General features: G+C 64.6%; 22 protein-coding genes and 1 riboswitch. Of the genes, 16 read left to right on the top strand and 6 right to left on the bottom strand.

The window, feature by feature from the left end; genetic code table 11:
• Window positions 1-4: 4 nt before the first annotated feature.
• Entirely contained in the window at window positions 5-517 is a 513-nt protein-coding gene (locus tag GO606_RS05190; RefSeq protein ID WP_169119016.1) for a FixH family protein, read from the top strand.
• A gap of 23 nt (window positions 518-540) precedes the next feature.
• A complete protein-coding gene (locus GO606_RS05185) occupies window positions 541-780 on the top strand; it encodes a hypothetical protein (RefSeq protein WP_169119017.1) in 240 nt (79 codons plus the stop codon).
• A 50-nt stretch (window positions 781-830) separates the two neighbouring features.
• On the opposite strand, the gene GO606_RS05180 is transcribed toward GO606_RS05185, so the two are convergent.
• Window positions 831-1,274, bottom strand: a complete 444-nt coding sequence (locus tag GO606_RS05180) for a universal stress protein (RefSeq protein WP_169119018.1) — start codon at window positions 1,272-1,274, stop codon at window positions 831-833.
• Between the two features lie 146 nt (window positions 1,275-1,420).
• Between GO606_RS05180 and GO606_RS05175 the strand changes: the two genes are divergently transcribed.
• Together GO606_RS05175 and GO606_RS05170 are read left to right on the top strand one after the other, a co-directional pair.
• Window positions 1,421-2,830, top strand: coding sequence for an MBL fold metallo-hydrolase RNA specificity domain-containing protein (locus GO606_RS05175; protein WP_169119019.1), 1,410 nt, complete (start codon window positions 1,421-1,423; stop codon window positions 2,828-2,830).
• Between the two features lie 63 nt (window positions 2,831-2,893).
• Window positions 2,894-4,651, top strand: coding sequence for a PHA/PHB synthase family protein (locus GO606_RS05170; RefSeq protein WP_425532190.1), 1,758 nt, complete (start codon window positions 2,894-2,896; stop codon window positions 4,649-4,651).
• Between the two features lie 136 nt (window positions 4,652-4,787).
• Here the strand turns inward: GO606_RS05170 and GO606_RS05165 are convergent, their stop codons facing one another.
• Complete coding sequence (locus GO606_RS05165) at window positions 4,788-5,477, bottom strand: Crp/Fnr family transcriptional regulator (RefSeq protein ID WP_169119020.1); 690 nt, start codon at window positions 5,475-5,477, stop codon at window positions 4,788-4,790.
• Between the two features lie 107 nt (window positions 5,478-5,584).
• On the opposite strand from GO606_RS05165, the gene GO606_RS05160 reads away from it, so the two are divergent.
• Genes GO606_RS05160 through GO606_RS05150 form a run of 3 tightly spaced genes read left to right on the top strand, consistent with a single transcriptional unit; the run spans window position 5,585 to window position 7,761 of the window.
• Window positions 5,585-6,808, top strand: coding sequence for an NnrS family protein (locus GO606_RS05160; protein ID WP_169119021.1), 1,224 nt, complete (start codon window positions 5,585-5,587; stop codon window positions 6,806-6,808).
• Between the two features lie 6 nt (window positions 6,809-6,814).
• The gene (locus tag GO606_RS05155) at window positions 6,815-7,210 is read left to right on the top strand and encodes a SirB2 family protein (RefSeq protein WP_169119022.1); all 396 of its coding nucleotides are present in this window, start codon (window positions 6,815-6,817) and stop codon (window positions 7,208-7,210) included.
• Window positions 7,210-7,761 carry a hemerythrin domain-containing protein gene (locus tag GO606_RS05150; RefSeq protein WP_169119023.1) on the top strand — a complete coding sequence of 184 codons (552 nt, stop codon included), beginning with the start codon at window positions 7,210-7,212 and terminating at the stop codon, window positions 7,759-7,761. The genes GO606_RS05155 and GO606_RS05150 overlap by 1 nt, the downstream gene beginning before the upstream one ends.
• Before the next feature lie 6 nt (window positions 7,762-7,767).
• Here GO606_RS05150 and fnr read toward each other — a convergent pair whose 3' ends face one another.
• Window positions 7,768-8,508: a fumarate/nitrate reduction transcriptional regulator Fnr gene (fnr, locus tag GO606_RS05145; RefSeq protein WP_169119033.1), complete on the bottom strand. Its 741-nt coding sequence runs from the start codon at window positions 8,506-8,508 to the stop codon at window positions 7,768-7,770.
• Window positions 8,509-8,633: 125 nt separating this feature from the next.
• Between fnr and hemN the strand changes: the two genes are divergently transcribed.
• Both hemN and GO606_RS05135 read left to right on the top strand, forming a co-directional pair.
• Entirely contained in the window at window positions 8,634-10,025 is a 1,392-nt protein-coding gene (gene hemN, locus GO606_RS05140) for an oxygen-independent coproporphyrinogen III oxidase (protein ID WP_169119024.1), read from the top strand.
• Window positions 10,026-10,125: 100 nt separating this feature from the next.
• Complete coding sequence (locus GO606_RS05135; RefSeq protein ID WP_169119025.1) at window positions 10,126-10,836, top strand: sulfite exporter TauE/SafE family protein; 711 nt, start codon at window positions 10,126-10,128, stop codon at window positions 10,834-10,836.
• A gap of 40 nt (window positions 10,837-10,876) precedes the next feature.
• On the opposite strand, the gene GO606_RS05130 is transcribed toward GO606_RS05135, so the two are convergent.
• Window positions 10,877-11,281, bottom strand: coding sequence for a MerR family DNA-binding protein (locus GO606_RS05130; protein WP_169119026.1), 405 nt, complete (start codon window positions 11,279-11,281; stop codon window positions 10,877-10,879).
• A 109-nt stretch (window positions 11,282-11,390) separates the two neighbouring features.
• Between GO606_RS05130 and GO606_RS05125 the strand changes: the two genes are divergently transcribed.
• Together GO606_RS05125 and GO606_RS05120 are read left to right on the top strand one after the other, a co-directional pair.
• Window positions 11,391-13,802: a heavy metal translocating P-type ATPase gene (locus GO606_RS05125; RefSeq protein ID WP_169119027.1), complete on the top strand. Its 2,412-nt coding sequence runs from the start codon at window positions 11,391-11,393 to the stop codon at window positions 13,800-13,802.
• A gap of 25 nt (window positions 13,803-13,827) precedes the next feature.
• A complete protein-coding gene (locus GO606_RS05120; RefSeq protein ID WP_169119028.1) occupies window positions 13,828-14,037 on the top strand; it encodes a heavy-metal-associated domain-containing protein in 210 nt (69 codons plus the stop codon).
• Between the two features lie 31 nt (window positions 14,038-14,068).
• On the opposite strand, the gene GO606_RS05115 is transcribed toward GO606_RS05120, so the two are convergent.
• Window positions 14,069-14,353 (bottom strand): energy transducer TonB, encoded by a 285-nt coding sequence (locus GO606_RS05115; protein ID WP_169119034.1) that lies wholly within the window; start codon window positions 14,351-14,353, stop codon window positions 14,069-14,071.
• Between the two features lie 618 nt (window positions 14,354-14,971).
• Window positions 14,972-15,111: riboswitch (cobalamin riboswitch) on the bottom strand.
• Window positions 15,112-15,304: 193 nt separating this feature from the next.
• On the opposite strand from GO606_RS05115, the gene GO606_RS05110 reads away from it, so the two are divergent.
• Together GO606_RS05110 and GO606_RS05105 are read left to right on the top strand one after the other, a co-directional pair.
• Complete coding sequence (locus tag GO606_RS05110; protein ID WP_169119802.1) at window positions 15,305-16,519, top strand: RNA-guided endonuclease InsQ/TnpB family protein; 1,215 nt, start codon at window positions 15,305-15,307, stop codon at window positions 16,517-16,519.
• A gap of 157 nt (window positions 16,520-16,676) precedes the next feature.
• The gene (locus tag GO606_RS05105) at window positions 16,677-18,695 is read left to right on the top strand and encodes a methyl-accepting chemotaxis protein (protein ID WP_169119803.1); all 2,019 of its coding nucleotides are present in this window, start codon (window positions 16,677-16,679) and stop codon (window positions 18,693-18,695) included.
• A 62-nt stretch (window positions 18,696-18,757) separates the two neighbouring features.
• Here the strand turns inward: GO606_RS05105 and GO606_RS05100 are convergent, their stop codons facing one another.
• A complete protein-coding gene (locus GO606_RS05100) occupies window positions 18,758-19,807 on the bottom strand; it encodes a helix-turn-helix domain-containing protein (protein ID WP_169119804.1) in 1,050 nt (349 codons plus the stop codon).
• Window positions 19,808-20,152: 345 nt separating this feature from the next.
• Here GO606_RS05100 and GO606_RS05095 point away from each other — a divergent pair, with 345 nt between their 5' ends.
• The 3 genes from GO606_RS05095 to GO606_RS05085 are packed head-to-tail and all read left to right on the top strand — an operon-like array spanning window position 20,153 to window position 25,763.
• Window positions 20,153-21,532 (top strand): DUF1329 domain-containing protein, encoded by a 1,380-nt coding sequence (locus tag GO606_RS05095; protein ID WP_169119805.1) that lies wholly within the window; start codon window positions 20,153-20,155, stop codon window positions 21,530-21,532.
• A 27-nt stretch (window positions 21,533-21,559) separates the two neighbouring features.
• Complete coding sequence (locus tag GO606_RS05090; protein ID WP_169119806.1) at window positions 21,560-23,341, top strand: DUF1302 domain-containing protein; 1,782 nt, start codon at window positions 21,560-21,562, stop codon at window positions 23,339-23,341.
• Between the two features lie 58 nt (window positions 23,342-23,399).
• The gene (locus GO606_RS05085; protein WP_169119807.1) at window positions 23,400-25,763 is read left to right on the top strand and encodes an efflux RND transporter permease subunit; all 2,364 of its coding nucleotides are present in this window, start codon (window positions 23,400-23,402) and stop codon (window positions 25,761-25,763) included.
• Window position 25,764: the final 1 nt, after the last annotated feature.

Genomic DNA, 25,764 nt, shown 5'->3' with positions numbered 1-25,764 from the left:
TCGAATGCGCACAGCAGCCCTGACGAAAGACATTCAGCCGTGGTACCAGCAGGGCTGGCCGTGGTTCCTGATCGCAATCCCGGCGACCGCCGTCATTGCGGGCGCGGTGACCTTGTGGCTGGCGATCACCAGCTGGGACGGGCTGGTGGTGGACGATTACTACCAGCAGGGCAAGACAATCGAAAAAACCATCGGGCGCTCGGTCCGCGCACGCGAAATGGGCCTCGTCGCCGATTTCCGGCTTCGCGCGGAGGAGGTCAATGTTCGGTTGGGCGCCGCGCAGGGAATCGTCTTGCCCCCGACGATGGTGCTGACGATCGCGCATCCGACGCGCGCCGGGCAGGATCAGAAGCTCCTGCTCAAAGGACGCGACGGGGTGTTCACCGGTGCTGTCGCGCCGCTATCGACGGGTCGGTGGCTGATTCAGCTCGAGGATGAGGCGCAGACGTGGCGACTCAGTGAAACCATCCTCGTGCCGACGGGTGCGGAGATCCGGATAGTCCCCGCGGATTCGTAACTGACTGGTGAAGGGGGTGTCAAGTGCTGAAATGGATCCAGGTCCTGTGGCCTTCGTTTCTTGTCGCGGGCATTGCCGAGGCGGTCTTCTTTACGGTTGTCGATCCCAAGACCCTGTATTTTCTTGGCGAACCCGTCGAATATTCGCTGACCGCCACTTATTCGATCGGGTTTTTCGGTTTCTGGATCGTCTGTGCTGCCTCCAGCCTGGCGACGCTGTTTCTCCAGCGCAGCCCGGAAGAGCTCAACCGGCCGCAGCCCTAGCTCACTGCAGCGAGACCCGCCTCGCAGGCCTCGCATGCCGGTCGTCAATCTCAGCGATACACCAGTACGGGAATATTGCTGTGCGTAAGCACTTTCTGTGTCTCGCTACCCAGCAGCAGGCCGGCAATTCCCCGCCGACCATGTGAAGCCATGAAGATCAGGTCGCAGCCGTGCCGCTTGGCCGCGTCGATGACCGCTTCGTACGGCACTTCGTTCACGATCGTGTCGGTGTCGGCAGCGACACCTTCGCTGTCTGCCAGCGCTTTGGCCTTGCCGAGGATCTTCCTCGCTTCCTCTTCAGCCGATTTCGCGAACTGCTCCGGCGTGGTCGGATCGATCAGTGCGCCTTCGCCATAGATCGGCATCGGAAAATCGGGCTGCGCATAAAAGAAGGTGATCCGGGCGCCGGCATCCTTGGCGAACGAAACCGCACGTGCGACAGTGCCTTCCGACAGCGGCGAGCCGTCGGTGGGGACGAGAATGTGCTTGAACATCGCGCTGCTCCCTCGGTTTTTGAATGGACGGTTGATTATAGCCAGCTCGGGGGCAATGGCGCGATGCGGGCAGCAGCGGACGATTGACCCAGGTCAACCAGCGCGAAGGGATATGAGAACAAGCTACCCGCAATGCGGGAGGGGCTATGGATCTGACATTTTTGGGCGCCGCCGGCGAAGTTACCGGGTCGTGCGCGAAGGTACGCCACGAGGGTGGCCTGTTCCTCGTGGATTGCGGCATGTTCCAGGGTGGCCGCGATGCGATGCGAAAGAACCTGCAGGCGCTCGATTTCGATCTTCGTGAGGTCGATTTCGTTGTCTTGACCCACGCCCACCTCGATCATTCAGGGCTCGTGCCGCGACTGGTTTCGCTCGGTTACCGGGGAAAAATCTATGCTACCGCCGCCACCGTCGACCTTCTCGGCGTGATGCTGCTCGATTCGGCGCACATACAGGAGAAGGAGGCGGAGTGGGCGGTCCGCAACAACCGGCGGAAGAACGTGCGGCACGGCTGGTCGGCAGCGCCGCTCTACACGGTTAACCAGGCGCTCGAGAGCCTCGCGAGCCTGCGCAAGGTTCCCTACGATGAAGAGGTCGTTCCGCATCCCGGCGTGCGCTGCCGGTTCCGCGATGCCGGGCACATCCTGGGTTCGGCGATCATCGAAATCGATATCGAAACGGGCGGGACGTCGCGCAGGCTGGTTTTCAGCGGCGACCTGGGGCGACCGATGCGACCGGTGCTGCGGGATCCGGTGAAGATCCCGAGGGCGGATTATCTGTGCATCGAATCGACGTATGGCAATCGTGCTCATCGTCCGATCGAGGCTACCGAGGCGGAACTCGTCCACGTCCTGCGCGACACCCTGGAGCAAAGGCGCGGCAACGTGATCATTCCTGCCTTTGCCGTAGGGCGGACGCAGGAGGTGATCTTTGTTCTTGCCGATCTTGCCAGGGCGGGGAAGATCCCGCGCCTCGAGGTCGTGGTCGATTCGCCGATGGCATCGGCCGTGACGGAGCTGACGCTGCGGTACGATGAGCTGTGGGACGAGGAAACCCGGTCCCTGCTCGCCTGGATTCGCGCCCATCCGGAAAGGATCAGCGTGCGCTTCGTGCAGGACGTCGAGGACTCGATCGCATTGAACGCACAGTCCTCAGGGCTGGTCATCATCTCGGCAAGCGGCATGTGCGAAGCCGGGCGTATTCGTCATCACCTCAAGTACAACGTCGGCCGCAGCGAGTGCAGCATCGTGATCTGCGGCTTTCAGGCGGCAGGGACGCTGGGCCGCCGGCTGGTCGACGGGGCCCGCACGATCACGCTGTTCGGTGAACCCATCGCAGTGCATGCGCAGGTTCATACCATCGGAGGACTCTCGGCTCATGCAGACCAGCCGGGGCTGCTGGAGTGGCTCGCGCACATCGAAGAGGCGCCGCGTCGGACGTTCGTTGTTCACGGCGAGCAGGAAGCCGCGTCGGCGTTTGCCGATGCGCTCGCCGCGCGGCTGCACTGGCCCGGGATTACGATTCCTGCAGCGGGGCAAGTCTACGCGCTCGATTGAGCAGGACCCTTTCGGCGGGGCGATTGCAGCACGCAGCGATTCGCCCCCCAAGACGACGGGATGATGATCGTGAATACAGCAAGAAACGGAAAGCCCTCCAGTCCGCTCACGCCGCCGCAGGCAGTGCGGCGGACGCTGCGCGAGATCCACGAGCACGTCGAGGGCACCGTCGATCCCCTCGGCGTCGCGGCGCCGATCGTGCATGCACAACTCGCCTGGTTTGCGCATCCGCAGGAACTTGCGGAAAGGATCGCCAGCCTGTCCTCCGATCTTTGGCGTCTGCAGGAGCACTCGTGGCGCCGCGCCGTGGGGCTGACGAATCCCGATCCAATCAGCCCGAACATCGACGACGAACGCTTTGCCGACCCGGTATGGACGGATATGGCGTCCTGGGATCTGGTCAAGGAGTGGTATTTGGCAGTTACCCACCACATGCAGGACATGCTGTACAACACTCCCGGAATGTCCGGCAAGGAGCGTCGCAGGGCGGCATTTTGGTGGCGCCAGTGGATCAATGCGGCTGCGCCGACGAACTTCTATTGGACGAACCCCGTCGCGATGCGCAAGGCCATGCAGACCCGCGGCGCGAGCCTCTTGCGCGGATACGGCATTTTTCTCGGCGATCTGCAGGCGGGCGACGTGCGCATGACCGACCCGCACGATTTCGAGGTCGGCAGGAACCTCGCAACGACGCCAGGCGCGGTCATCTTCCGCAACGATCTGCTGGAAATCATCCATTACGCGCCGACCCGGGCCAAAGTGCACGCGGAGCCGGTCGTGATCGTCACGCCCTGGATCAACAAGTTCTACATTCTCGATCTGGTGCCGAGGAAAAGCATGATCCGCTTCCTCCTGGACCAGGGGCTGGACGTGTTCATCACCAGCTGGAAGAACCCGGACGCCGGAATGCGCGATGTGGGGTTCGATCGTTACCTGCAGGACGGCGTTCACGCGATTGTCGAGACGGCCCGTCGCTTTACCGGCGCCGCGCGGGTGCATGCCGTGGGCTACTGCATCGGCGGGACGGCGCTGTCGATGTACATGGCGTGGGCCAATCGGCGTTTCCAGCCGGAAGACGTCCCGGTGGCGGACTGGACGTTGCTGACGACGCTCGTGGATTTCCGCAAACCCGGCGACATCGAAGTCTTCATCGATGAGGGAAGCATTCGCTATCTGACCGCCAGCATGGCGCGCAAGGGGTTTCTCGACGGCAAGGAGATGGCTTCCGCTTTTCGCCTGCTGCGTTCCAACAGTCTCGTCTGGCACTACGTCGTCCACGGCTGGCTGTATGGCGAGGCGCCGCCGCCGTTCGACGTGCTGTACTGGAACATGGATACGACGCGGATGCCGTGCGCGATGCACTCATGGTATTTGCGCGAACTCTACCTGCACAACCGGCTGATCGAGCCGGATGCGCTGGCCATCGCGGGCGAGCCCATCGATCTCGCCCGCATCACGCAGCCGCTGTACGCCGTCGCCGCCGAGGACGACCACATCGCGCCGTGGCACGAGGCCTATCGCGTGAACAACTTCGTCACCGGACCGAAGCGCTATGTGTTGTCGAGTTCGGGGCACATCCTCGGCATCGTCAATCCCCCCGTGACTCCGCCGAAGCGCAAGTACCGTGTCGCCGACGCGCACCGATCCGACACCGCGGAAGCGTGGTACGCGAAAGCCGCGGAAGAGGCCGGCAGCTGGTGGACCGACTGGATGAGCTGGCTCACGCCGCGGTGCGGAGAACTGGTCGATGCGCGGGCGGCCGCATCGGATGCATATCCCCGGCTCGCGGATGCGCCCGGAATCTATGTCCTGGAGCGTTGAGCAGCATTCGCGGCGCGGTTTTTCCGGTTGTCACGGCCTCTTCGCAGGCTTCTTTATGCAATTGACCCGAGTCAAGGTGAGCACTCCGGGCGCTGGGGAGAATGCTTCGGGCCTGCCAGCCCACCAGCTCTTGCGATCAGCCCTGGTAATGGGCGAGGCCGGCCGGATCGTGCAGTGCGATATGTTTGCCGTGGACGGTGATCAGTCCTGCATTGACGAGGTCGTGGAAAATTCGCGAAAGCGTTTCGGGAGTCAGGTTCAGACGCGAGGCAATGACCTGCTTGCTGGTCGGCAGCTGGATGTCGCGAGCGCCGGTGGCGCCGTCCTGCTCGACCTGCTGCAGCAGATAACCGATCACGCGCTGGGTGCTCGAGCGTAACGAATAGATTTCGACGTCCTGGATCATGCTGTGCAACCGGATGGCCATGCCCGCCAGCAATTTGCGCGCGAAGCTGGAGTCCTGGTCGATCAGATCCGAGACGACCGCTTGCCCGATGTGCAGGAGGCGGGTGGGCACGAGTCCTTCGGCGAAAACGGGATACGGGCGGTTCAGGAACATCACCGCTTCGCCGAAGCTGTGCATCGGGCTGATGATCTCGACAACCTTCTCGTTGCCCTGGGCCGACGAAACCGCGAGTTTCACCTGCCCGGAAACGACGAAAAAGAAACCATGGACCGGGTCGCCGCGCTGAAACAGGACTTCACCTTTTTCCAGCGTGCGTTCCCGGGTGTAGCGGGCAACCCGGTCGATGTCGTCGGCGGAAAGTTCGCTGAAGAATGAAATCTGACGCAGCAGGGTGGGGATGTCGGCAATGGGGTTGGGCATCTTGGCCTCCAGCGGAAACAACTGGACATTCTACCGTGTCGGACCCTTGCCCCCGGAATTCCCGGCCGCAGCGGCCCGCGCAGGGATCATTGAAGGAACGCAGCACCATGCAGACTCAAACCAAGGCCGCGCCCGCGCCGCCGATTCTCTTTGCAGCGCCGCATCGGACGATGTTCTTTTCCGGTGGCGTGATGTTGCTCGTGGCCTTCGTGCTGTGGGCAGTCGAGCTCGCGGGCCGCGTCGGCGCGGTGGCGCCGCTGCCGTGGACGCTTCCGCCGGGCTGGATGCACGCGTTGCTGGTCCTCGCCGGCGTGTTTCCGTTGTTCATGTTCGGTTTTCTCCTCACCGCGATGCCGCGCTGGCAGGGCGCGCAGGATGTGCCCGCGGCAGCCTGGCTGCTGCCGTGGCGCCTGCTCGTTGCCGGGTGGGCAGTTGCCACCCTCGGATTGTGGATTCCCGGCCTGCTTGCGGCCGGCCTGCTGCTGGTGCTGGCCGGCTGGGGCGGTGTTCTGCGGGTGCTGTGGGGCGTGGCGTTCAACGACAATCCCGATTCGCTGCACGCCCGACTTGTGACCACTGCGCTCGCGGCGGGTGGCTTCGGAGTGCTCGCCTGGTTCGTTTTTGCGATCACCGGTGACGGCGTCTGGGCGCGCGTCGCGATCAGCCTCGGTGTGTGGTGGTGCCTGCTGCCGGTGTTCTTTACGGTCTGTCACCGCATGATTCCGTTTTTTTCCAGCAACATCGTCAAGGATTACGTGGTTGTCCGTCCGCGCTGGGCGCTCGGCATCGTGCTGGGGGCGAGTGTCATCCACGGCGCGCTGACGATGGCGGGGTTCGGCGCAATGACCTGGATCGTCGATGCACCGGCGGCGGCGACTGCCCTCTGGCTGTCGGTGCAATGGCGCCTGGTCCCGGCGTTGCGCGTGCCGCTGCTGGGGATGCTGCACATCGGTTTCGCGTGGCTCGGGATCGCTTTCCTGCTCTCGACGCTGCAAGGCGTCGCTGCGCTGTTCGGCCACGCGTGGCTCGGCCTCGCGCCGCTGCACGCGCTGGGCGTCGGATTCTTCGGCTCGGTGCTGCTGGGCATGGTGTCGCGAGTGACCTTGGGACATTCGGGGGGCAAGCTCGTGGCGGACAAGCTGACGTGGTCGCTGTTCCTCGGGCTCGAACTCGTCGTGGTCGTGCGCGTGGCCGGCGAACTGGTGCCGCCTTCCTGGTCGAGCGGCGTGATGCTCGCGGCGGCGCTGGGCTGGATAGGCGTGTTCGGCTTGTGGGGAACCCGCTATCTGCCTGTTTATCTGCGTCCGCGCAGTGACGGCCGGCCGGGGTGAAGTGCGGTGTACGCTGCGATCAAACACCTGCACATCCTGTGTGCCATGTTGAGCGGGTCGGGATTCCTGCTGCAGGGGATCTGGATGATGCGGCGCAGCCCGCTGCTCGATCATCGCGCGACCCGCGTTCTGCCGCACGTGGTCGATACCGTATTTCTCGCCAGCGCGATCACGCTCGCCGCGCTGAGCGCGCAGTACCCGTTCGTTGCCCCGTGGGTCACGGCGAAGGTGATCGGGCTGGTCGTCTACGTCGTGCTCGGTTACGTTGCGCTGCGCCGCGGCCCGACGATGCGCATACGCGTCTTCGCGCTGGCCTGCGCATTGCTCGTCTTTTCATGGATCGTGTCGGTCGCGTTGACGAAGAACGCGGCCGGCTTTCTTGTTCTTACCGGAGCTTTCTGATGGCTGATTCCCTGATACCCGTTGCTCCCGGCCTGGAGACGCCGCTCGAAATGCTCGAAGCTTGCCACGGACGTCTGCAGGCGCAGCTCGCGACGCTGTCGCGCCTCGCGGCGTGGCTGCCCGAGCATGGCGCCGACCGGCAGGCACAACAGGCGGCGGTCAACGTGATGCGTTACTTCGACCTCGCGGCCGTGAATCACCATCTCGACGAGGAAGATGATCTGTTCCCGGTCTTGCGCGCGCGCGTTGATGGCGGGCGCCGGGAAGCGCTGTACGAGCTGATCGACTGGATCCTGGCGGACCACCAGGAAATGTTCGCTGCGTGGGCGGCAATCCGGGCGAAGCTCGATCCGATCTCGCGGGGCGAGCCGGCGGAGCTGTCGGCCGCCGAGGTCGAGCAATTCACCGCTCGTTACCGGCGCCACATGGAGCGCGAAGAGGGCGAACTGCTGCCCTATGCGCGCGAGTTGTTGACGGAGCAGGACATTGCCGCCCTGACAGCCACGATGACTGCGCGACGGCGGCAGGATGCGCCGTCGCGCGGTTCCTGATGCAGCTCAGGCCCGCGGCGACGGGTGCTGGATCAGCTTTTTCAGGCCGCCGATATTGAGAATGCGGATGTGCTTCTGCTGGACAGCGATCAGTCCCTCTTCCTGGAACTTCGAGAACGCCCGCGACACGGTCTCCAGCTTCAGCCCCAGGTACGAGCCGATTTCCTCGCGCGTCATCCGCAGGTGGAATTCCGCCGCAGAAAAGCCGCGCGCGGTGAATCGCTGCGACATGTTCAGCAGGAACGCCGCCAAGCGTTCTTCGGCGCGCATCGAACCGAGCAGCGTCATGACGCCGTGGTCACGCACGATCTCGCGGCTCATCACCTTGTGGAACTGATGCTGCAAACCTTCGACGACGCGCGACAGCTCTTCGAGCTTGCCGTAAGCGATCACGCACACTTCGCTATCCTCGAGCGCGATCGCGTTGCACGAGTGCAATTCCGTGCTGATGCCGTCAAGCCCGAGCATCTCGCCGGTCATCTGGAAACCGGTGACCTGCTCGCGTCCGTCTTCAAGCAGCACGTCCGTCTTGAACGAACCCGCCCGGATCGCGTAGATCGCCTCGAAAGGGTCGCCCGCACGATAGAGGTGATGCTGGCGCTTGATCTTGCGACGCGCTCCGACGAGTTCGTCGAGGCGGTCGATCTCGTTTTCCGACATGCCGAACGGCAGACACAGCTCGACGAGGTTGCACTGGGAACACGCGACTTTCAGACTGGCTACCGTAATTGGCACCGTGGCCTTCATTTGCACGATAATAATGCCCTCTGTTCAAGTCCGACTTGCGATTGCCAAGGAAGTCCGTTGATCCACGTCAACCCCCACGGCGCTGCTTTTTGCGATCGTACGAAACGCACCCGAGCGATACAACCATGACCAGCCAGAACGATCTTGTATTCGACCCGCAGCTGATCCGCCGCTTTGATATCAACGGGCCGCGCTATACGTCCTATCCGACCGCCGATCGCTTCGTCGAAGCCTTCGATGACCGCGCCCTCCGGGACTGGCTTGCCCAGCGTGCGGTGGGCGGGGTAAGCAAACCTCTTTCATTATACTTCCACATCCCATTTTGTAACACGATTTGCTACTACTGCGCGTGTAACAAGATCATCACGAAAGATCATGCTCGTTCCGCCAAGTATCTGAAATATCTGGATAAAGAAATCGGGATGCAGGCCGAGGCGCTGGGCGGCAGCCACCAGGTCACCCAGTTGCACCTCGGAGGAGGAACGCCGACTTTTCTTTCGCACGACGAGTTGCGCCAGCTGATGGATTCGGTCCGCTCGCGCTTCACTCTGGTGCCGAACGGCGAATACTCGATCGAAGTGGACCCGCGCAAAGTCGACTTCGAAACGGTCAAGCTGCTTGCCGACCTGGGTTTCAACCGCATGAGCGTCGGCGTGCAGGACTTCAACGAGGACGTCCAGGTCGCGGTCAATCGCGTGCAGAGTTTCGACGAAACCAGGCTGGTCATCGACTCGGCCCGGTCGACCGGCTTCAAGTCGATCAGCCTGGATCTGATCTACGGGCTGCCGAAGCAGAACATCATCAGCTTCAACCGCACGCTCGAACAGGTCCTTGCGCTGTCCCCGGACCGCATTTCGCTTTACAGCTATGCGCATCTGCCGGGTCTGTTCAAGCCGCAACGGCGCATCACCGTCGTCGATATGCCCACTTCGGACGCGAAGCTGCAGATCCTGCAACTGGCGATCCGCCGGCTGACCGACGCGGGCTACGTGTATATCGGCATGGATCACTTCGCGAAGCCCGACGACGAGTTGACCGTCGCGCAGCGCCAGGGCCGGCTGCATCGGAACTTCCAGGGCTATTCGACGCAGGCCGAATGCGACCTGCTCGCGTTCGGCGTCTCCGCGATCGGCAAGATCGGACCGGTATATTCGCAAAACTACAAGTCGCTCGACGAGTATTACGACGCGCTCGATCGCGACGAACTGCCGGTGCTGCGCGGCATCGAGCTGACCGCCGACGATCTGCTGCGCCGCTCGATCATCCAGGCGCTGATGTGTCATTTCGAGCTTTCGATCGATTCGATCGAAATCGCGCACTTGGTCAAGTTCAACGAATATTTCGCCGAAGAATTGCAGGACCTGCGCGCAATGGAAGAGGCCGGGCTTGTCGAGGTTACCGACAAGTGGATCAGCGTCATGCCGGCAGGCCGTCTTCTGGTGCGGGGCATCGCGATGGTGTTCGACCGGTATCTGCGGGCCGATCGGGAGCGCGCTCGCTACTCCAAGGTGATCTGACCGCGCCTCGGCCGGAGCCCGGCGACGGGGGAGTGTTAGAATAGAAGCGTTTTCTGCGACGCGGTACCGCGTCGCGTTCGCTTGTATTCGACGCTACCTGATGCCTGAAACCGGTTATATCGCAGTTTTCCTCATCGGCCTGCTTGGCGGAACTCATTGCGTAAGCATGTGCGGGGGGATCGTCGGGGCGATGACCTCGGTGCGCATGCCGGGCGACACGCGTCGGCAGTGGCCGATCCACCTCGCCTACAATCTCGGCCGCATCGCCACCTACACCCTGCTGGGCGCAGTGCTCGGCGCGCTCGGCACGGTCGGGCTGCTGTTCAACGACGTGCTGCCGGTCCAGCTCGGCCTCTACGTGCTGGCGAACCTGATGCTCATCGCGCTCGGCTTGTACCTGACCGGGTTCACGCGTCTATTGACCCCGGTGGAGCGGGTCGGACTGCGGCTGTGGCGGCGGGTCCAGCCCCTGACGCGGCGCTTCCTGCCGGCACGTTCGGCGGCTCAGGCCCTGCCGCTTGGCCTGTTGTGGGGGTTCCTGCCGTGCGGTCTCGTCTATAGCGTGCTGACCACTGCGCTCGTCACCGGCTCGGCGGGGCGGGGTGCCGGACTGATGCTGGCCTTCGGGCTCGGGACGCTGCCGAACCTGATGCTGGCAGGAATGCTCTTCAAGCGGTTCAGGGATGTCACGCGCAACGGCAAGGTTCGCTTCGCCGCCGGTCTGCTGGTGCTCGGGTTCGGAGTATTCGGGCTGTTCAACGCGCCGACGCTCGGGGGCAAGCTGTGGAGCGGGGTGGTCTGCGAAGTCTGAATGCAGCCATCAAGCGAACCTTTCTCCGTATGCCACTTTGTCAATTAGCCTCGCCGCCGAGGGTGCGCAGGATCGGACACGGTGCCGGTGCTTCCGTGTGCTCGCAGCAGCTGACGAGCTCCTGCAACGCGGAATGCACGCTCTGAAGTTGCCGAATGCGCTCTTCAACATCCGCAATCTTCGCCCTTGCCAGGGCCCGGGCACTTTCGCGGTCGGTTTCCTCGTCGAGGGCGAGCAGGCTGGCGATTTCATCGAGCTTGAAACCCAGCGCCTGGGCGCGGCGGATGAAACGCAGGCGCGCGAGCTCCGAGTCGCCATAGACGCGAAACGCCCCTTTCTTCGTGCCTGCCGTCGCCAGCAGGCCGCGACGCTGGTAGTAGCGCACGGTCTCGACGCCGACGCCGGCAGAACGTGCCAGCGTGCCGATTGTGATTTCGCTGCTCATAGGAGTTGACTCCGTACTTTGGTACAGGGTCTAGACTGCCACTGACAGCTGCGGCCCGCAACATCGTTTCCGCGGACCGCTGACCTTCGGTGTTTTGCAGAGTCGACCAATGAACAATCCCGTGATGGATCCGCGCAACGCTGTAATCGAACTGCCGGTCTCGGGCATGACTTGCGCTGCCTGCGCCGCCCGCATCGAGAAAGTGCTGAACCGCCTGCCGGGGGTCAGCGCGAATGTGAATCTCGCAGCCGAGAAAGCGCGCGTCAACTTCTCCGGCGCCGAGGCCGGCCCCGCGGAGGTCGTCGCGGCGATCCGCAAGGCGAGTTTCGATGTTCCGGCGGCGACGCTGGAACTGGCGATTTCGGGCATGACCTGCGCGGCGTGCGCCACGCGGCTCGAAAAAGTCCTCAACCGTCTGCCGGGCGCCGAGGCGGTGGTGAATTTCGCGACCGAGCGCGCCACCGTGCGTTACCAGCCCGGTCTGGTCACGATCGAAGCGCTGAAGGATGCCGTGCAGCGTGCCGGTTTTGCTGCGACGGAAACCGGGCTTGCGGACCGGGAGCAGGCGCGTTTGCGGCAGGCCGCGGCGTGGAAGGCCGAGCTGCGCCGCTTCTGGATTGCTGCGCTGCTGACGCTGCCGCTCGCTGCCCAGATGCCTGCGATGTTCGGTGGGGGCTGGGCCGCCGACGCGCACCACGAGTTCCTGCCGCGCTGGTTGCAATTGATGCTCGCGACGCCGGTGCAGTTCTGGATCGGGGCGCGTTTTTACCGCGGTGCCTGGTCCTCGCTGCGAGGCGGCGGCGCGAACATGGACGTGCTGGTCGTGCTTGGCACGAGCATGGCCTGGAGCTACAGCGCCATCGTCACGCTGTTCGGCCGCCACGATCTGCACGTGTATTACGAAGCGTCCGCGATGATCATCACCCTGATATTGCTCGGCAAGCTGCTGGAGGCGCGCGCAAAGGCACGCACCACCGCTGCGCTCGATGCGCTGCTGCGCCTGCAGCCCCGGGTCGCGCATGTCGAGCGGGACGGGGTTCTGGTTGCAGTCCCGGTCGACAGCCTGAAGCCGGCTGATCTGTTCGTCGTGCGGCCGGGAGATGCCGTGCCGGTCGATGGCGAAGTCGTCTCCGGAGCGTCGGCACTCAACGAGGCGATGCTGACCGGCGAGAGCATGCCGATCGACAAGCGGCCCGGTGACAAGGTGTTCGCCGCGACGCTCAACGGCGAAGGGGTGTTGCGCTGCCGGGCGACGGGCGTCGGCGCCCACACGTTGCTCGCCGGCATCATCCGCATGGTCGAGCAGGCGCAGGGCTCGAAGGCGCCCGTGCAGCGCCTCGCGGACCGCATCGCGGCTGTGTTCGTGCCGGTGGTGGTCGGCATTGCCGTCGTCACGTTCGTCTCATGGTGGTGGCTCGGCGGGGACTTTGCGCAGGCGCTGATCAGCGCGGTCGCCGTGCTCGTGATCGCATGTCCGTGCGCGCTGGGGCTCGCGACGCCGACCGCGATCATGGTCGGGACCGGGCAGGGCGCGCGCGCGGGCATGCTGGTAAAGAACGCCGAAGCGCTCGAACTCGCCGAGAAAATCCGCGTGCTGGTGGTCGACAAGACGGGCACGCTGACCGAAGGTACGCCGGCAGTCAGCGACGTCGTGCCGGCCGACGGCTGGGACCGCGCCGGCCTGCTCGGGATTGCCGCGGCACTGGAGCAGGCCAGCGCGCACCCGATCGCTGCGGCGGTCGTCGCCGAGGCGCGCGCGACGGGCGTCTCGATTGCGTCGGCCGGGGACAGCGTCGCCGAGCCGGGCAAGGGACTGTCGGGCCGGGTCGATGGACGGGACGTCGTGCTCGGTACTCCCGCTTTCCTCGCCGAGCGCGGCATCGACATGTCGGGCGTCTCCTGGGAGAGCCTCGCAGCGGCCGGCAAGACGATGGTCGCGGTCGCAGTCGACGGCCGGTGCGCAGGCGTGATCGCGGTCGCCGATCGCGTGCGGCAGGATTCGGCGAGCGCCGTGGCGCGCTTGAAGGCGCGCGGCCTGCGGGTCGTGATGCTGACCGGCGATCACGTCGCCACGGCGGCCGCGATCGCTCGCGAAACCGGCGTCGACGAGTGGCAGGCGGGCGTGATGCCGGCAGACAAGGCGGCCGTGGTACAGGCTTTCGCGCAAGGCGGCGAACGGGTCGGGATGGCCGGCGACGGCATCAACGATGCGCCGGCGCTCGCCGCGGCGGAGGTGTCGTTCGCGATCGGGGTCGGGGCGGACGTTGCGGTCGAAGCAGCCGACATCACGCTGGTGAGGAACAGCCTGCACGGTGTCGCCGACGCGATCGATCTGTCGCGCGCGACCTTGTCGAAGATCCGGCAGAATCTCTTTTTCGCGTTCATCTACAACATACTCGGCATCCCGCTCGCAGCGTTCGGATTGCTCAATCCGGTGATCGCGGGCGCGGCGATGGCAATGAGTTCGGTGTCGGTCGTCACTAATTCGTTGTTGCTCAAGCGCTGGCGGCCAGGACGGTGATTTTGTGTGGACAGGAGAATTCGTGATGGTTGAAACGGTAATCAGGGTCGAAGGAATGAGCTGTGGCGGGTGCGTGCGCAGCGTCACGGCGGCGCTGAAGTCGCTCCCCGGCGTCACGGATGCAGATGTGTCGCTGGAATCCGCGCAGGCGCGCGTGCAGTACGACCCGGCAACGGTTTCCGAGCAGCAACTGCGCGAGGCGGTCGAGGATGCCGGTTTCGACGCGCCGGCATAATGGCACTGCTGGCGCGGCACTGCTGGCGCGCTCAATCGTCGAGACGGAACACGATCGGAACCCGCAGCCAGCTGTCGACCCGCGCCTCCCCCCGCTGGGCAGGCGTGAAACGCCAGTTGCGCACGGCCTCGCGCGCGGCGTCGTCCAGGCGCGAATGACCGCTGCTTTCCGCCACTTCCACCGCGTCCGCGCTCCCGTCCCCGAGTACATGCACCCTGAGCACGACTTTCCCTTCGTCGCCGCGTCGCCGTGACGCGCGCGGGTAGGTGGGCGCCGGATTATGCAGATAGGCGGCGTCGAAGCTCGCCGGAATCAAGGCAACGGTCGTCGGTGGCGGGGCGGGTGGGGTGGTTGCCGCGGATGGGATGCCGGGGACCGCTGCGCTGCCCGGGTGCGTGGACGATGGCGTTGCCTGCGCGACGGGCCGGGGCGGGTTGTCGGGAGGGACGTTGTCGTGACGTGGCGATGCCTCTGCGGGCGGGACGATTTCCGTAGCCGGGCGGGGCGGCGTCGCCTTGGGTGGCGGTGTGCCGGGCGTGGAGCGTATGGCCGGTTTTGCGATTGGGCTGGGCGGCGTGACCTTCGCAGGCGGCGCAGCGACGGGGGCAGGCATCACGGACGGGGGCATCACCGCTGTGGGCATTACCGGCGCTGGCGGGGCAATCAGGCGCACGCTGAGGGTCGCCGGCGCAGCGGGTGGAACCTGTGCCGGCGCGGGGCCGCCGAGACCCGACAGCGCGAGCAGTCCGGCCGCATGGGCGCCGGCGACGAAAGCCAGCGGTCCCCAGTGGACCGACGAGAACCGCTGCCGGGCTGTACGGCTGCCGGACCGGGGGAATTGAGAACCTGGTGAGCCCATTGAATCCCGCGCAAAGGTTGTCGAATGCGGGGCTGGCACGGGCACAAGGCGCGTGCTGCGCGGCCGGCCCGCAACGCAGTCACCATCAGGAAGGCCGGTCTCCGGGCTTTGCGCAAGGCGCGCATCTACCGTTGCGGGGGCAGCGCAGGAATTTCACCTGCTTCCCGATTCTCCGCGACATCGATCGTCGCGGCACCTTCGAGCGGTCCGATTATATCGCCTCCGCCGGCTGTTTTCCCTCCGGGCGCTTGCGCCGGCGGCGGGCGGACTTCGTTCGGATGCCCTTCGTGCGGTGCTGCTTGATTCAGATCAGTTGCGCGGCAAACCTCGCCCTTCAGGCCGGGGAAGGATAGCGCGGACGCCGCAGGCGTCCTTTGCGGCGGTGGAGTTTTGAGATAGTCTTTTCGCATGCAACGTCTCCAAGCCTTCAAATTCGAGCTGATGCCGACCGGCGAGCAGCAGCACCAGATGCGCCGCTTCGCAGGCTCGTGCCGGTTCGTGTTCAACAAGGCGCTGGCGTTGCAGAAAGAGAACTACGAGGCCGGCGGCAAGTTCATCGGCTATGTCGCGATGGCGAAGCATCTGACGGCGTGGCGCAACAGCTTGGAGACATTCTGGCTGAAGGATGCGCCCGTCCATCCGTTGCAACACGCCCTCAAAGACCTCGAAAAAGCCTACAAGAACTTCTTCGAGAAACGGGCCGACTTCCCGCGCTTCAAGCGCAAGGGGCAGCGCGACAGCTTCCGCTATCCCGACCCGAAACAGATCAAGCTCGATCAGGCCAACGGCCGCATTTTTCTGCCCAAACTGGGCTGGCTGCGTTACCGCAACAGTCGGGAAGCGCTGGGCGAGCTGCGCAACGTCACGGTCAGCCTGAGCGGCGGCAAATGGTTCGTCAGCATTCAGACGCGCCGCGACGTTGAAACCCAACTGCCACATGACGGCGCGGTCGGCATCGACATGGGCATTGCCCGCTTCGCCACGCTGTCGGACGGCACGTTCTACGCGCCGCTCCACAGCTTCAAGCGACACGAAACCGCTTTGCGTCGCGCGCAGCGGGTGATGAGCCGCAAGACCAAGTTCAGCAACAACTGGAAGAAGGCGAAAGTCCGCGTCCAGCGTATCCATTCCCGCATCGGCAACGCCCGCCGCGACTTCCTGCACAAAGCCACGACCACGATCAGCCAAAACCACGCGATGGTGTGTATCGAGGATTTGCAGGTACGGAACATGTCCAGGTCGGCAGCAGGCAGTAGCGAGCAACCGGGAAAACAGGTTCGGGCCAAATCCGGCCTGAACAAAGCCATCCTCGATCAAGGCTGGGCCGAGTTCCGACGACAACTGGACTACAAGCCGGCGTGGAACGGCGGACACCTCATCGCCGTGCCGCCACGCAACACCAGTCGCACTTGTCCGTGCTGCGGCCATGTATCGGCGGACAACCGCCAGACGCAGGCGCGGTTTCTGTGCGTCGAATGCGGTTTCGAGGAGAACGCCGATGTGGTCGGCGCGATCAATGTGCTAAGGGCGGGACACGCCCGGTTAGCTTGTGCAGATACTTCGCCTGAAGTCAGGGCGTCGGGCCAAGAACCCACCGAAGCGACTATACAGTTCAGCGTATAGCGCCGTAGGAATCCCCCTCCTTTCCGGCCTCAAGGCCGGCGAGCGTTAGCGAGAGGTGGGGGAGGATGTCAATCAGATCACGTGCAGGCGCCGGCGTCCTATACTTTGTCGTTTGCCTGCGTGCCGTGAGGTCGGGCGAACATCCAGGAACGAAATCGTGAAGACATTATTTGCGCCCGCTGAAGCGATGATGAATCGCCTGAGCTATCCGTTTAAATTCGGCTTGCTCGGAGTCATCATCCTTGTTGCCTTCGCGAGCCTGATGCTGACGCTCGCCAACGAACTCAACGAGACAGCCGAACGCACCCGTCGTGAGCTTGTCGCATCGAGCCTGTCGCGGCACTTGTCGAAAGCCGTCGAGCTGATGCAGCAACATCGCGGCCTGTCTTCCTCGCTGCTCGGGGGCGCTTCGGCGATGGGTGCCCGGCGGGCGGCGAAAGAGGACGAGGTGAATCGGGCGATAGTGGCGCTAGAGGAAGCGCTGCCGGAGACCGACCGCCGCTCTGGAGAATGGCAATCCGTCCAGAGCCAGTGGAAGCTGATCACGAGCGAGGGCCTGAGCTGGACGCAGTCCCAAAGCGTCACTGTGCATACCGCGATGATCGGCCGGTTGCTGGCGTTCCAGATCTCGCTCGCGGACGAATACGGACTGACGTTCGACCCCGAGCAGGAAAGCTTCTACCTGATGTCCACCGCGGTCGTCCGGATGCCTTACCTGCTCGAGCGCACGGGCCAGCTGCGCGCCAAGGGGGCAGGGGTGCTCGCGCGGGGCGACGCCGACGACGCGGCGCGCGTCGACATCGGCGTGATCTCCGGCGACGTGAGCGTCGCGATGCGCGATCTCGAATCGAACATCGGCAAGATCACGGTGAGTCGCCCGGACCTCAAGCCGAAGCTCGATGCGACACGGGATGCACTGAAAGAGAAGCTCGACCGCACCCAGGCCGTCGTGGCGGACATCGTCGGCGGCAATGCGTCGAGCATGCCCGCGGAGCGGTTTTACGAGATGGCGACGGAAACGATCGGCGTCGGCTATGCGCAGATGCACGAGATCCTCCTGCCGACGCTCGACGAGCTGCTGCGCCAGCGGATCGCCGAAGCGCAGCGCATGCTTTACTTCAACCTCGCGGTTCTGCTGGCGGGGCTTGCCCTCGTCGCCTATTTCTCGGTCGGCGCGTACCTGTCAGTCATGGGCAGTGTGCGTCGCCTCGCCGAGGGCAGCCGCCACTTCGCCGCGGGCGATCTGACGACCCGGATCGAGCTCAAGGCCCGCGACGAGTTGTGTCTGGTCGCCAGCAGTTTCAACGATATGGCGGTCGAGATGCGCAAGCTGATCTCGAACATCCAGAGCAATTCCGGGCACGTTGCGGATACCGCGAGGGGGATGGTCGAGTCGTCGCAGCAGATCGACCGCGCGTCGGCGAGCCAGAGCGAAGCGGCGTCGAGCATGGCTGCGGCGGTCGAGCAGATGACCGTCGGCATCGAGCACATCTCGACCAACGCCGGCGCCGCCAACGAGCTCGCGCAGGAGTCCGGCAAGCTGTCGCGCGAAAGCGGCGAGATCGTCGCGGAGGTGGTCCGCGAGATCGGCGATATCGCCGAGACGGTCGGGTCTTCGGCGCGCACGATCGAGAATCTCGGCCGCAGCTCCGAGCGGATTTCGGCCATCGTCGATGTCATCAAGGAGATTGCCGACCAGACGAACCTGCTGGCGCTGAATGCCGCGATCGAGGCCGCCCGAGCGGGCGAGCAGGGGCGCGGCTTCGCGGTCGTTGCCGACGAGGTGCGCAAGCTCGCGGAGCGCACGACACAGTCGACGCAGGAAATCGCCGGCATGGTCCAGTCGATCCAGGCCGGTGCGCGCGAGTCGGTGCAGCGCATGCACCAAGGCGTGAGCCAGGTGAATGCCGGCGTCGAGCGCGCGCAGCGGGCCGGCGAGGCAATGGCGCATCTGCGCGATGCGGCGCGCCGCGTCGTCGACACCGTGGGCGAGATTTCGGACGCGCTGCGCGAGCAGAGCGCCGCGTCGACGGAGATCGCGAAGAATGTCGAGACCATCGCCCGGATGGCCGACGAGAACTCGGCCACCGCAGCAGAAAGCCATCACACCGCGGACCGGCTCGAGAGCCTCGCCGAAAACCTGCTGCAGGATGTGAGGCGCTTCAGGGTGTCATGACGTGATCGCTGGCCCCGTCACGGGCGATGGGCGCAGGCGTGGAGCGGACGATCGCCGGAACCTTAAGCAGTGCCGCCCAGGGCGCAGCTCGCCCGGTTCGCACTGGAACCGGTGCTGCGCAGCGTCTCCGACGGAAGTTCGCCGAACATCGTGCGATAGTCCGCCGCGAAGTGCGACAGGTGCCAGAAACCCCACTGCGCGGCAATGTCGGCGACTGCGGCATGGCCGTGCTCCGCATTCTTCAGCGCACGGCGCACGCCGTTCAGGCGCAGGGCGCGCAGGAAGCTGACGGGGTTCAGGTTGAGGATGTCCTGGAAGCTGTATTGCAGCGTGCGCCGTGAGACCTCGAGCTCGGTGCACAGGTCCGCGACCGTGATCGGCTCGTCGATGTGGGCGCTCATGTATTCGCGCGCGCGATCGACGATGAGTTGCCGGCCGCGTCCCGGCGTAGGCGCCCGCGCGGCGTCCGGCGCACCGCTGATGGCCGCGAGGAGGCTCGCGTAGATCGCCTGCTCGAGGCCCTTGCGCATCTGTGGGTGCCGGAGCAGTTCCGGCGTCGCTTCGAGGCTGGAGATCACCGTCAGCAGAAAGGATCGGAGTGTCGTGGCCTGTTCGGGCGTCGCGGCGATGACCCGGCGGTTGCCGATTTCGGCTTCGATGTCGCGGTGTTCGACCTGTGCCGCGTAGTCGCTGAACGCCTGGGTGTCGGTCGTGACCGCGACGACGTCGTGCACGCGCGGGGTGCGGTAGTCGAGATCGTCGCCGCCGCGCAGCGTGATCAGCGAATCCAGCCCGCAGGCTTCGCCGCAGTACCAGCCGGTGCCGTCCAGCGCGACCGGCACGCCCACCGTGCGCGAACCTTCCCACGCGCTGCCGATTTCGTGCACGACCTGATTCGTGCGTTCGCGAAAGACCTGGACGTTGCCGAACCAGAACTCCTCGAACTTGCCGGCGAATGCACCCGCCGACAGCTGGTCGTAGCGCTGCCGCCAGTGCTGAAGGCAGGATGCGTGGTCGTCGGCGTCGCGCGTGTCGAGCTGGACGGCGGAAAAGGCGTCGTCGCCGGCGAGCGCCGGGTCGTCGCTTTCCGCCGTCATTGCAAGAGCTTCCATTCGGTCTGTCTCCTGACCGGAAAGTGTTCTGATGATGTTTTCTTTATATTTTTCAGACTAATCCCAAATCCACACGGCGAACAAGCGTTTTCCGTTGTTTCGTGTATCGCGATTTGTGAGAGTTGCCCGGAGCGGGGCTGGGGTTCGTCGCCGGTCGTGCAGGTCACCCGCCCGTTCCGGCTCCGGGCAGGGCAGCTGAGCAAGGGAATTTGCGTTTGCCGATTTCGGATAACGCTCGCTGAAGGGCCGTTCATACAATCCGCCAAGCCAGCAGGACAACACGTCATCGAGAACGTGAAGGCAGCAGAAGCACCGGCAACACATACAAAAAGCGAGGAGACGAACGTGACCAGAACGACCATCAAACCACCCCGCCTGGGCCTTATCTGTCTCGCCGTGGCGGCCCTTGTCGGCAGCTCGGTGGTGCGGGCAGCGGCCACCGACGCGGAGGCTGCCGCACTCGGCAAGAACCTGACGCCGGTCGGCGCCGAAGCCGCGGCCAACAAGGACGGCTCGATTCCCGCCTGGACCGGCGGCATGACGAAAGTGCCCGCGGGCTGGAAGCCGGGTCACCTCGACCCATTCAAGGATGACAAGCCGCTCTATTCGATCGATGCTGCGAACGTCGACAAATACGCCGACAAGCTGTCGGCCGGGCAGCTTGCGCTGATCAAGGCCTACAAGGGCTACCGGATGGACGTGTATCCGAGCCGCCGCAGCTGTCCGGTGCCGGATTTCGTCGCGGAGCAGACGAAGAAGAACGCGACGGCCGCGAAGCTCGGCGGCGACGGCTGGCAGCTCGAACAGGTGTTCGGCGCCGGCATTCCGTTCCCGATTCCGAAGACCGGCGCCGAAGCGATGTGGAACTTCAAGCTGCGCTACACGGGGCTCGGCCGGCGCGCGCAGATCGCGGCCTTGATGCCCGAGAAGGACGGTTCCTACGTCGAGAACAAGCAGTGGGCGTACGAGATGTATCCGTTCAACGACCCGAAGGTGACGGGTCCGGCGGACGTCGCCGGCATCGAATCGAAGCTGCTGTATGACGTGCTGACGCCGCCGTCGCGCGCCGGCGAGGGCTACCTGATCCACTCGTATATCGACAAGCCGCAGGACGCCTGGATCTATTTCCCCGGCCAGCGCCGCGTGCGCCGTTCGCCGACCTTCGCCTACGACAACCAGGTCGCCGGCTTCGACAACCTGTATTTCGTCGATCAGATCAACATGTTCACCGGCGCGCTCGACCGCTATGACTACAAGCTGGTCGGGAAGAAGGAGATGCTGGTCCCGTACAACTCGTACAAGCTGATCGACAAATCTCAGAAATTCAAGGACATGCTCGGCCAGGAGTATGTCAAACGCGACCTCATGCGCTACGAGCCGCACCGCGTGTGGGTCGTCGAGGCGACGGTGAAGCCGGACAAGCGTCATTCGTTCGCGAAGCGCGTGTTCCACTTCGACGAGGATTCGTGGGCCCTGCTGCAGGTCGATATGTACGACGCCAAGGGCAACCTGTGGCGCGTGCAGGAAGGCAGCCTGTGGGCGGCGCCGGATGTCGGTGCGTGCATCACCTACGAGACGCAGATGTACGACCTCGTCGCGCGCCGCTACGTCGTCGACAACTGGACTGCGGAAGGCGAGGTGCTCGACCTGACTGCCGCGAAGGACGGCCGGGTCACCGCCGCGAACTTCACGCAGGACGAAATGCGTCGCCGCGGCGAACGCTGACCGCCGCCCACTCGAGGGAGAAAATCAATGAAAACAAAGACGATTTCGCATCGTCGGGGCGCGTTCGCGCCGTCGATCCTGGCCGTGTCGGTAGCGGCGGCCTGCTGGGCGCCGGAGAGCCAGGCGTTCCGCTTCGGTTCCGAGGAAGGGCTGTCGGGGAGCCTCGACAGCACGGTTTCGTTCGGCGTCGCGAGCCGGCTCGAATCGCCGAGCTGCTCGATAATCAGCAACGACAGCGGCGGCTGCAACAACGGCACGGACAATGCACTGTCGCGCGTCTATAACCTCGACGCCGGCACGGGCTACGCGAACGCCGACTTCAACTACACCCAGTTTGACGATGGCAACCTGAACTACGACAAGGGGGACATCGTTTCCGCGGCGCTGAAAGGCACGCACGACCTGTCGCTGAAGTACCCCGGTGGCTGGAGCGCGCTCGCGCGGGTGAACTGGTTCCACGACTGGAAAGCCGACGACACGCAGCGCACCGACGTCGCGAGCGAGGCGACCGACGACGCGACGCTGCTCGACCTGTGGGTCGCGAAGACGTTCAGCCTCGGCGACCGTCGCGGCAAGGTGAAAGTCGGCAACCAGGTGATCTCGTGGGGCGAGGACATCTTCATCGTCGGCGGCGTGAATCAGATCAACGCGATCGACCTGCAGAAGTTCCACGTGCCCGGCACGCAGCTGAAGGAAATCTTCATCCCGGCGCAGATGATTTCGGCTTCGATGGACCTGACCGAGCAGCTCGGCGTCGAGGGGTACTACCAGTGGCGCTGGAACGGCTTCAAGTTCGACCCGTCCGGCACGTTCTTCTCGACAGTCGACGTGCTCGGCAAGGGGCGGCGCATCGCGTACGTGCCGACGAGCATCATCGAGGACTTTGCCGGCGTAGGAGCCTGTGCAGGGCTGCCGAACGGGCGCTGCGGTGACGATCCCGGCCTCCCCGACGCCGATCTCATCGCCGAAGGTCTGGCAGTTCCCTATCTCGGCCAGGACGAGCCGAAGAAGAGCGGCCAGTACGGCGTGAATTTCCGCTACAACGCCGAGGAGATCGACACCGAGTTCGCATTCACGTACCAGCGCTACCACGACAAGCTGCCGTTCCTCGGCTTCACCGGCAGTCCGGAAGGCGCCGTCACGGGCTATTTCCTCGCATACGGCGAGGACAAGGACCTGTACGCGATCTCGGCGAACACCAAGCTGATGAACATCGCCGTCGGCGCCGAATTGTCGTACCGGCCCGACGACAGCGTCGGCGTCGACCCGACGGTGCCATTCGCGGGCAAGTTCAGCAGCTTCGAGAACGGCAGCCACCCCGGTTTCGTCGAGGAAGAGAAATACCAGTTCCACCTCACCGGCTTCTACACCTTCTCGCACAACGACCCGCTCGGCGGCATCGCGAAGGCGCTCGGCGCGGTCGACGGCTTCATCCTCGCCGAGGCCGCGGTCGCGCATTACCCGGGCCTCGACCGCAGCGGTGTGACGCCGTACTTCCTGCCCGACTATTCGTTGCCGGACAAGACCTCGTGGGGCTACGTCGTCGAGGCCGCGCTGAACTACCCGAACGCCTGGGGCACCGGCGTCACGCTGACACCGCAGATCGACTGGTACCACGACGTCAATGGCACGACCCCGAACGGCCTGCCGTTCGTCGAGGGCCGCAAGGCGCTGACGCTGTCGCTGTTCGCGAACTACCGCGACAACTGGAAGGGTGCGATCCAGTGGGTCAACTTCTCCGGCGGCGGCGCGAACAACCTGATGCGCGACCGCGACTTCCTGTCCGCGAGCATTTCGCGTTCGTTCTGACCAGAGAGTGCCGGCACGGCGGAACCTTTCCGCCGTGCCGGCCTGACGGATACCCAACATGATCGAGACACTGGTGCGTGCATTGCAGCAGGCGTGCTTCCGGCACCGCCTGACCATCCTGCTCGCGCTGCTTGGCTTCACCGTGGTGATGGCGGTGTTCGCTTCCCGCCTCGAGATGAGCGCCGGCTTCGACAAGCAGCTGCCGCAGGACCACGAATACATCCAGACTTTCAACCAGTATCGCGACGTGCTGTTCGGCGCGAACCGCATCATCGTCACCGTCGAGGCGAAGAACGGCGACATCTGGAACGAGAAGGCGCTGACGAAACTCCACGACGTCACGCAGGCGGTGTTCTTCATGAAAGGCGTCGACCGCCGCACGGTGACGTCGCTGTGGACGCCGAACGCGCGGGCGGTGCAGATCACCGAGGAGGGCATGCGCGCCGAGGACGTGATCGGCGGCGACGTGACCGTCAAGGCCCTGACCGACGACAACATCGCGGCGATCCGCGAGCGTACGATCGTCGGCGGCTTCGTCGGCAGCCTCGTCGCGAACGATTCGTCGTCCGCGATGGTCGTCGCCGAGCTGGCCGATCCCGATCCGCAGACCGGTGAACGGCTCAATTACCAGGAGTTCAGCGAGCGCCTCGAGCGCGAAATCCGCGACACCTTCAGCGACGACGACATCCGCATCCGCATCATCGGCTTCGCCAAGCAGATGGGAGACATCTCGGAAGGGGCGACCAGCGTCATCGAGTTCTTCGCGCTCGCGTTCCTGCTCACTGCCGCGGCGGTCTACTGGTACACCCGCTCGCTGCTGCTGACCTTCCTGCCGCTGGTGTGCTCGCTGGTGTCGGTGGTGTGGCAGTTCGGCACGATCACGCTGCTCGGCTTCGGGCTCGATCCGCTCGCGATCCTGGTGCCGTTCCTCGTCTTCGCGATCGGCGTGTCGCACGGCATCCAGCAGGTCAATTACATCGCCAAGGAAGTCATCAACGGCGCGGACGGCTACACCGCCGCGAGCCGCAGCTTCACCGGCCTGCTGGTGCCCGGCACGCTCGCGCTGATCACCGCCTTTGTCGGCTTCGCCACACTGGTGCTGGTGCCGATCCCGATGATCCGCGAGCTCGCGATCACCGCCTCGGTCGGCGTCGCGTACAAGATCGTCACGAACCTGATCATGCTGCCGGTGGTCGCGAGCTATTTCCGCTTCGACGACGCTTTCGTGCTGCGTGCAGGCAAGGTCGAGGCGATGCGCAACCGCATGATGTCGTCGCTCGGCGTGCATATCGCGAACCCGAGGAACGCCGCGATCGGCACGCTGGTGTGCCTGGTGCTGATGGGCATCGCGGTGTGGCAGAGCCAGGGCCGCCACGTCGGCCACGTGCTGCCGGGCGCACCGGAACTGCACGACGATTCGCGCTACAACCAGGACGTCGAAGCGGTCGTCGGGCGCTACGGGCTCGGTCTCGACTTGCTGACGGTGGTCGTCGAATCGCCTGCGGACGGGTGCTACCGCCACGACGTCATGAGCTATGTCGACCGGTTGACGTGGTATCTCGCGAACGTGCCCGGCGTGCTGTCGGCGCAGTCGCTGCCGAGCATGACGAAGCTCGCGGCGTCCGGGGTGAACGAGGGCAACCCGAAGTGGGCCGCGCTGCCGCGCGAGGAACTGACGCTTGGCGAAGCGGTGCGCCAGGTGCCTGAAGGCATGCGGCTCTTCAACGCCGACTGCACGCTGTTGCCGGTGAATCTCTACCTCGCCGACCACAAGGCCTCGACGATCAAGGAGGTCGTCGCCGCGGTGAAGCATTTCCGCGAGATGCAGCCGTTCGACGGCGTGACCGTGCGGCTGGCGAGCGGCAACGCCGGCGTGCAGGCGGCGACGAACGAAGTCGTCGAGCATTCGGAACTGCCGATGATGCTCTACGTGTATGCGACGATCCTCGTGCTGGTGTTCGCGGTGTATCGCGACTGGCGCGCGATGGTCGCGTGCTGCGTGCCGCTCACGCTGGCGACCTTCCTCGGCTACTGGTTCATGAAGGAGCTCGACATCGGGCTCACGGTGGCGACCTTGCCGGTGATGGTGCTGGCAGTCGGGATCGGCGTCGACTACGCGTTCTACATCTACAACCGCCTGCAGATGCATCTGGCGCATGGCGACGACATTGTCACGGCGTTCAAGCAGGCGCTGCGCGAGATCGGCGTGGCGACGGTATTCACCGCGGTGACGCTGTCGATCGGCGTCGCGACGTGGTCGTTCTCGGCACTCAAGTTCCAGGCCGACATGGGGATGCTGCTGACCTTCATGTTCATGATGAACATGATCATGGCGATCACCCTGCTGCCGGCGCTGGCAGTCACGATCGACATGCTGATCCCGCGCCGTGGCCCGGTTCGCGCGCCGCTGATGGCTCACTGAG

Origin of the sequence: Aromatoleum anaerobium, from assembly GCF_012910705.2 — a bacterium.
In the GTDB taxonomy this organism is placed as follows: domain Bacteria; phylum Pseudomonadota; class Gammaproteobacteria; order Burkholderiales; family Rhodocyclaceae; genus Aromatoleum; species Aromatoleum anaerobium.
This window is presented reverse-complemented; position numbering and strand designations above follow the sequence as displayed.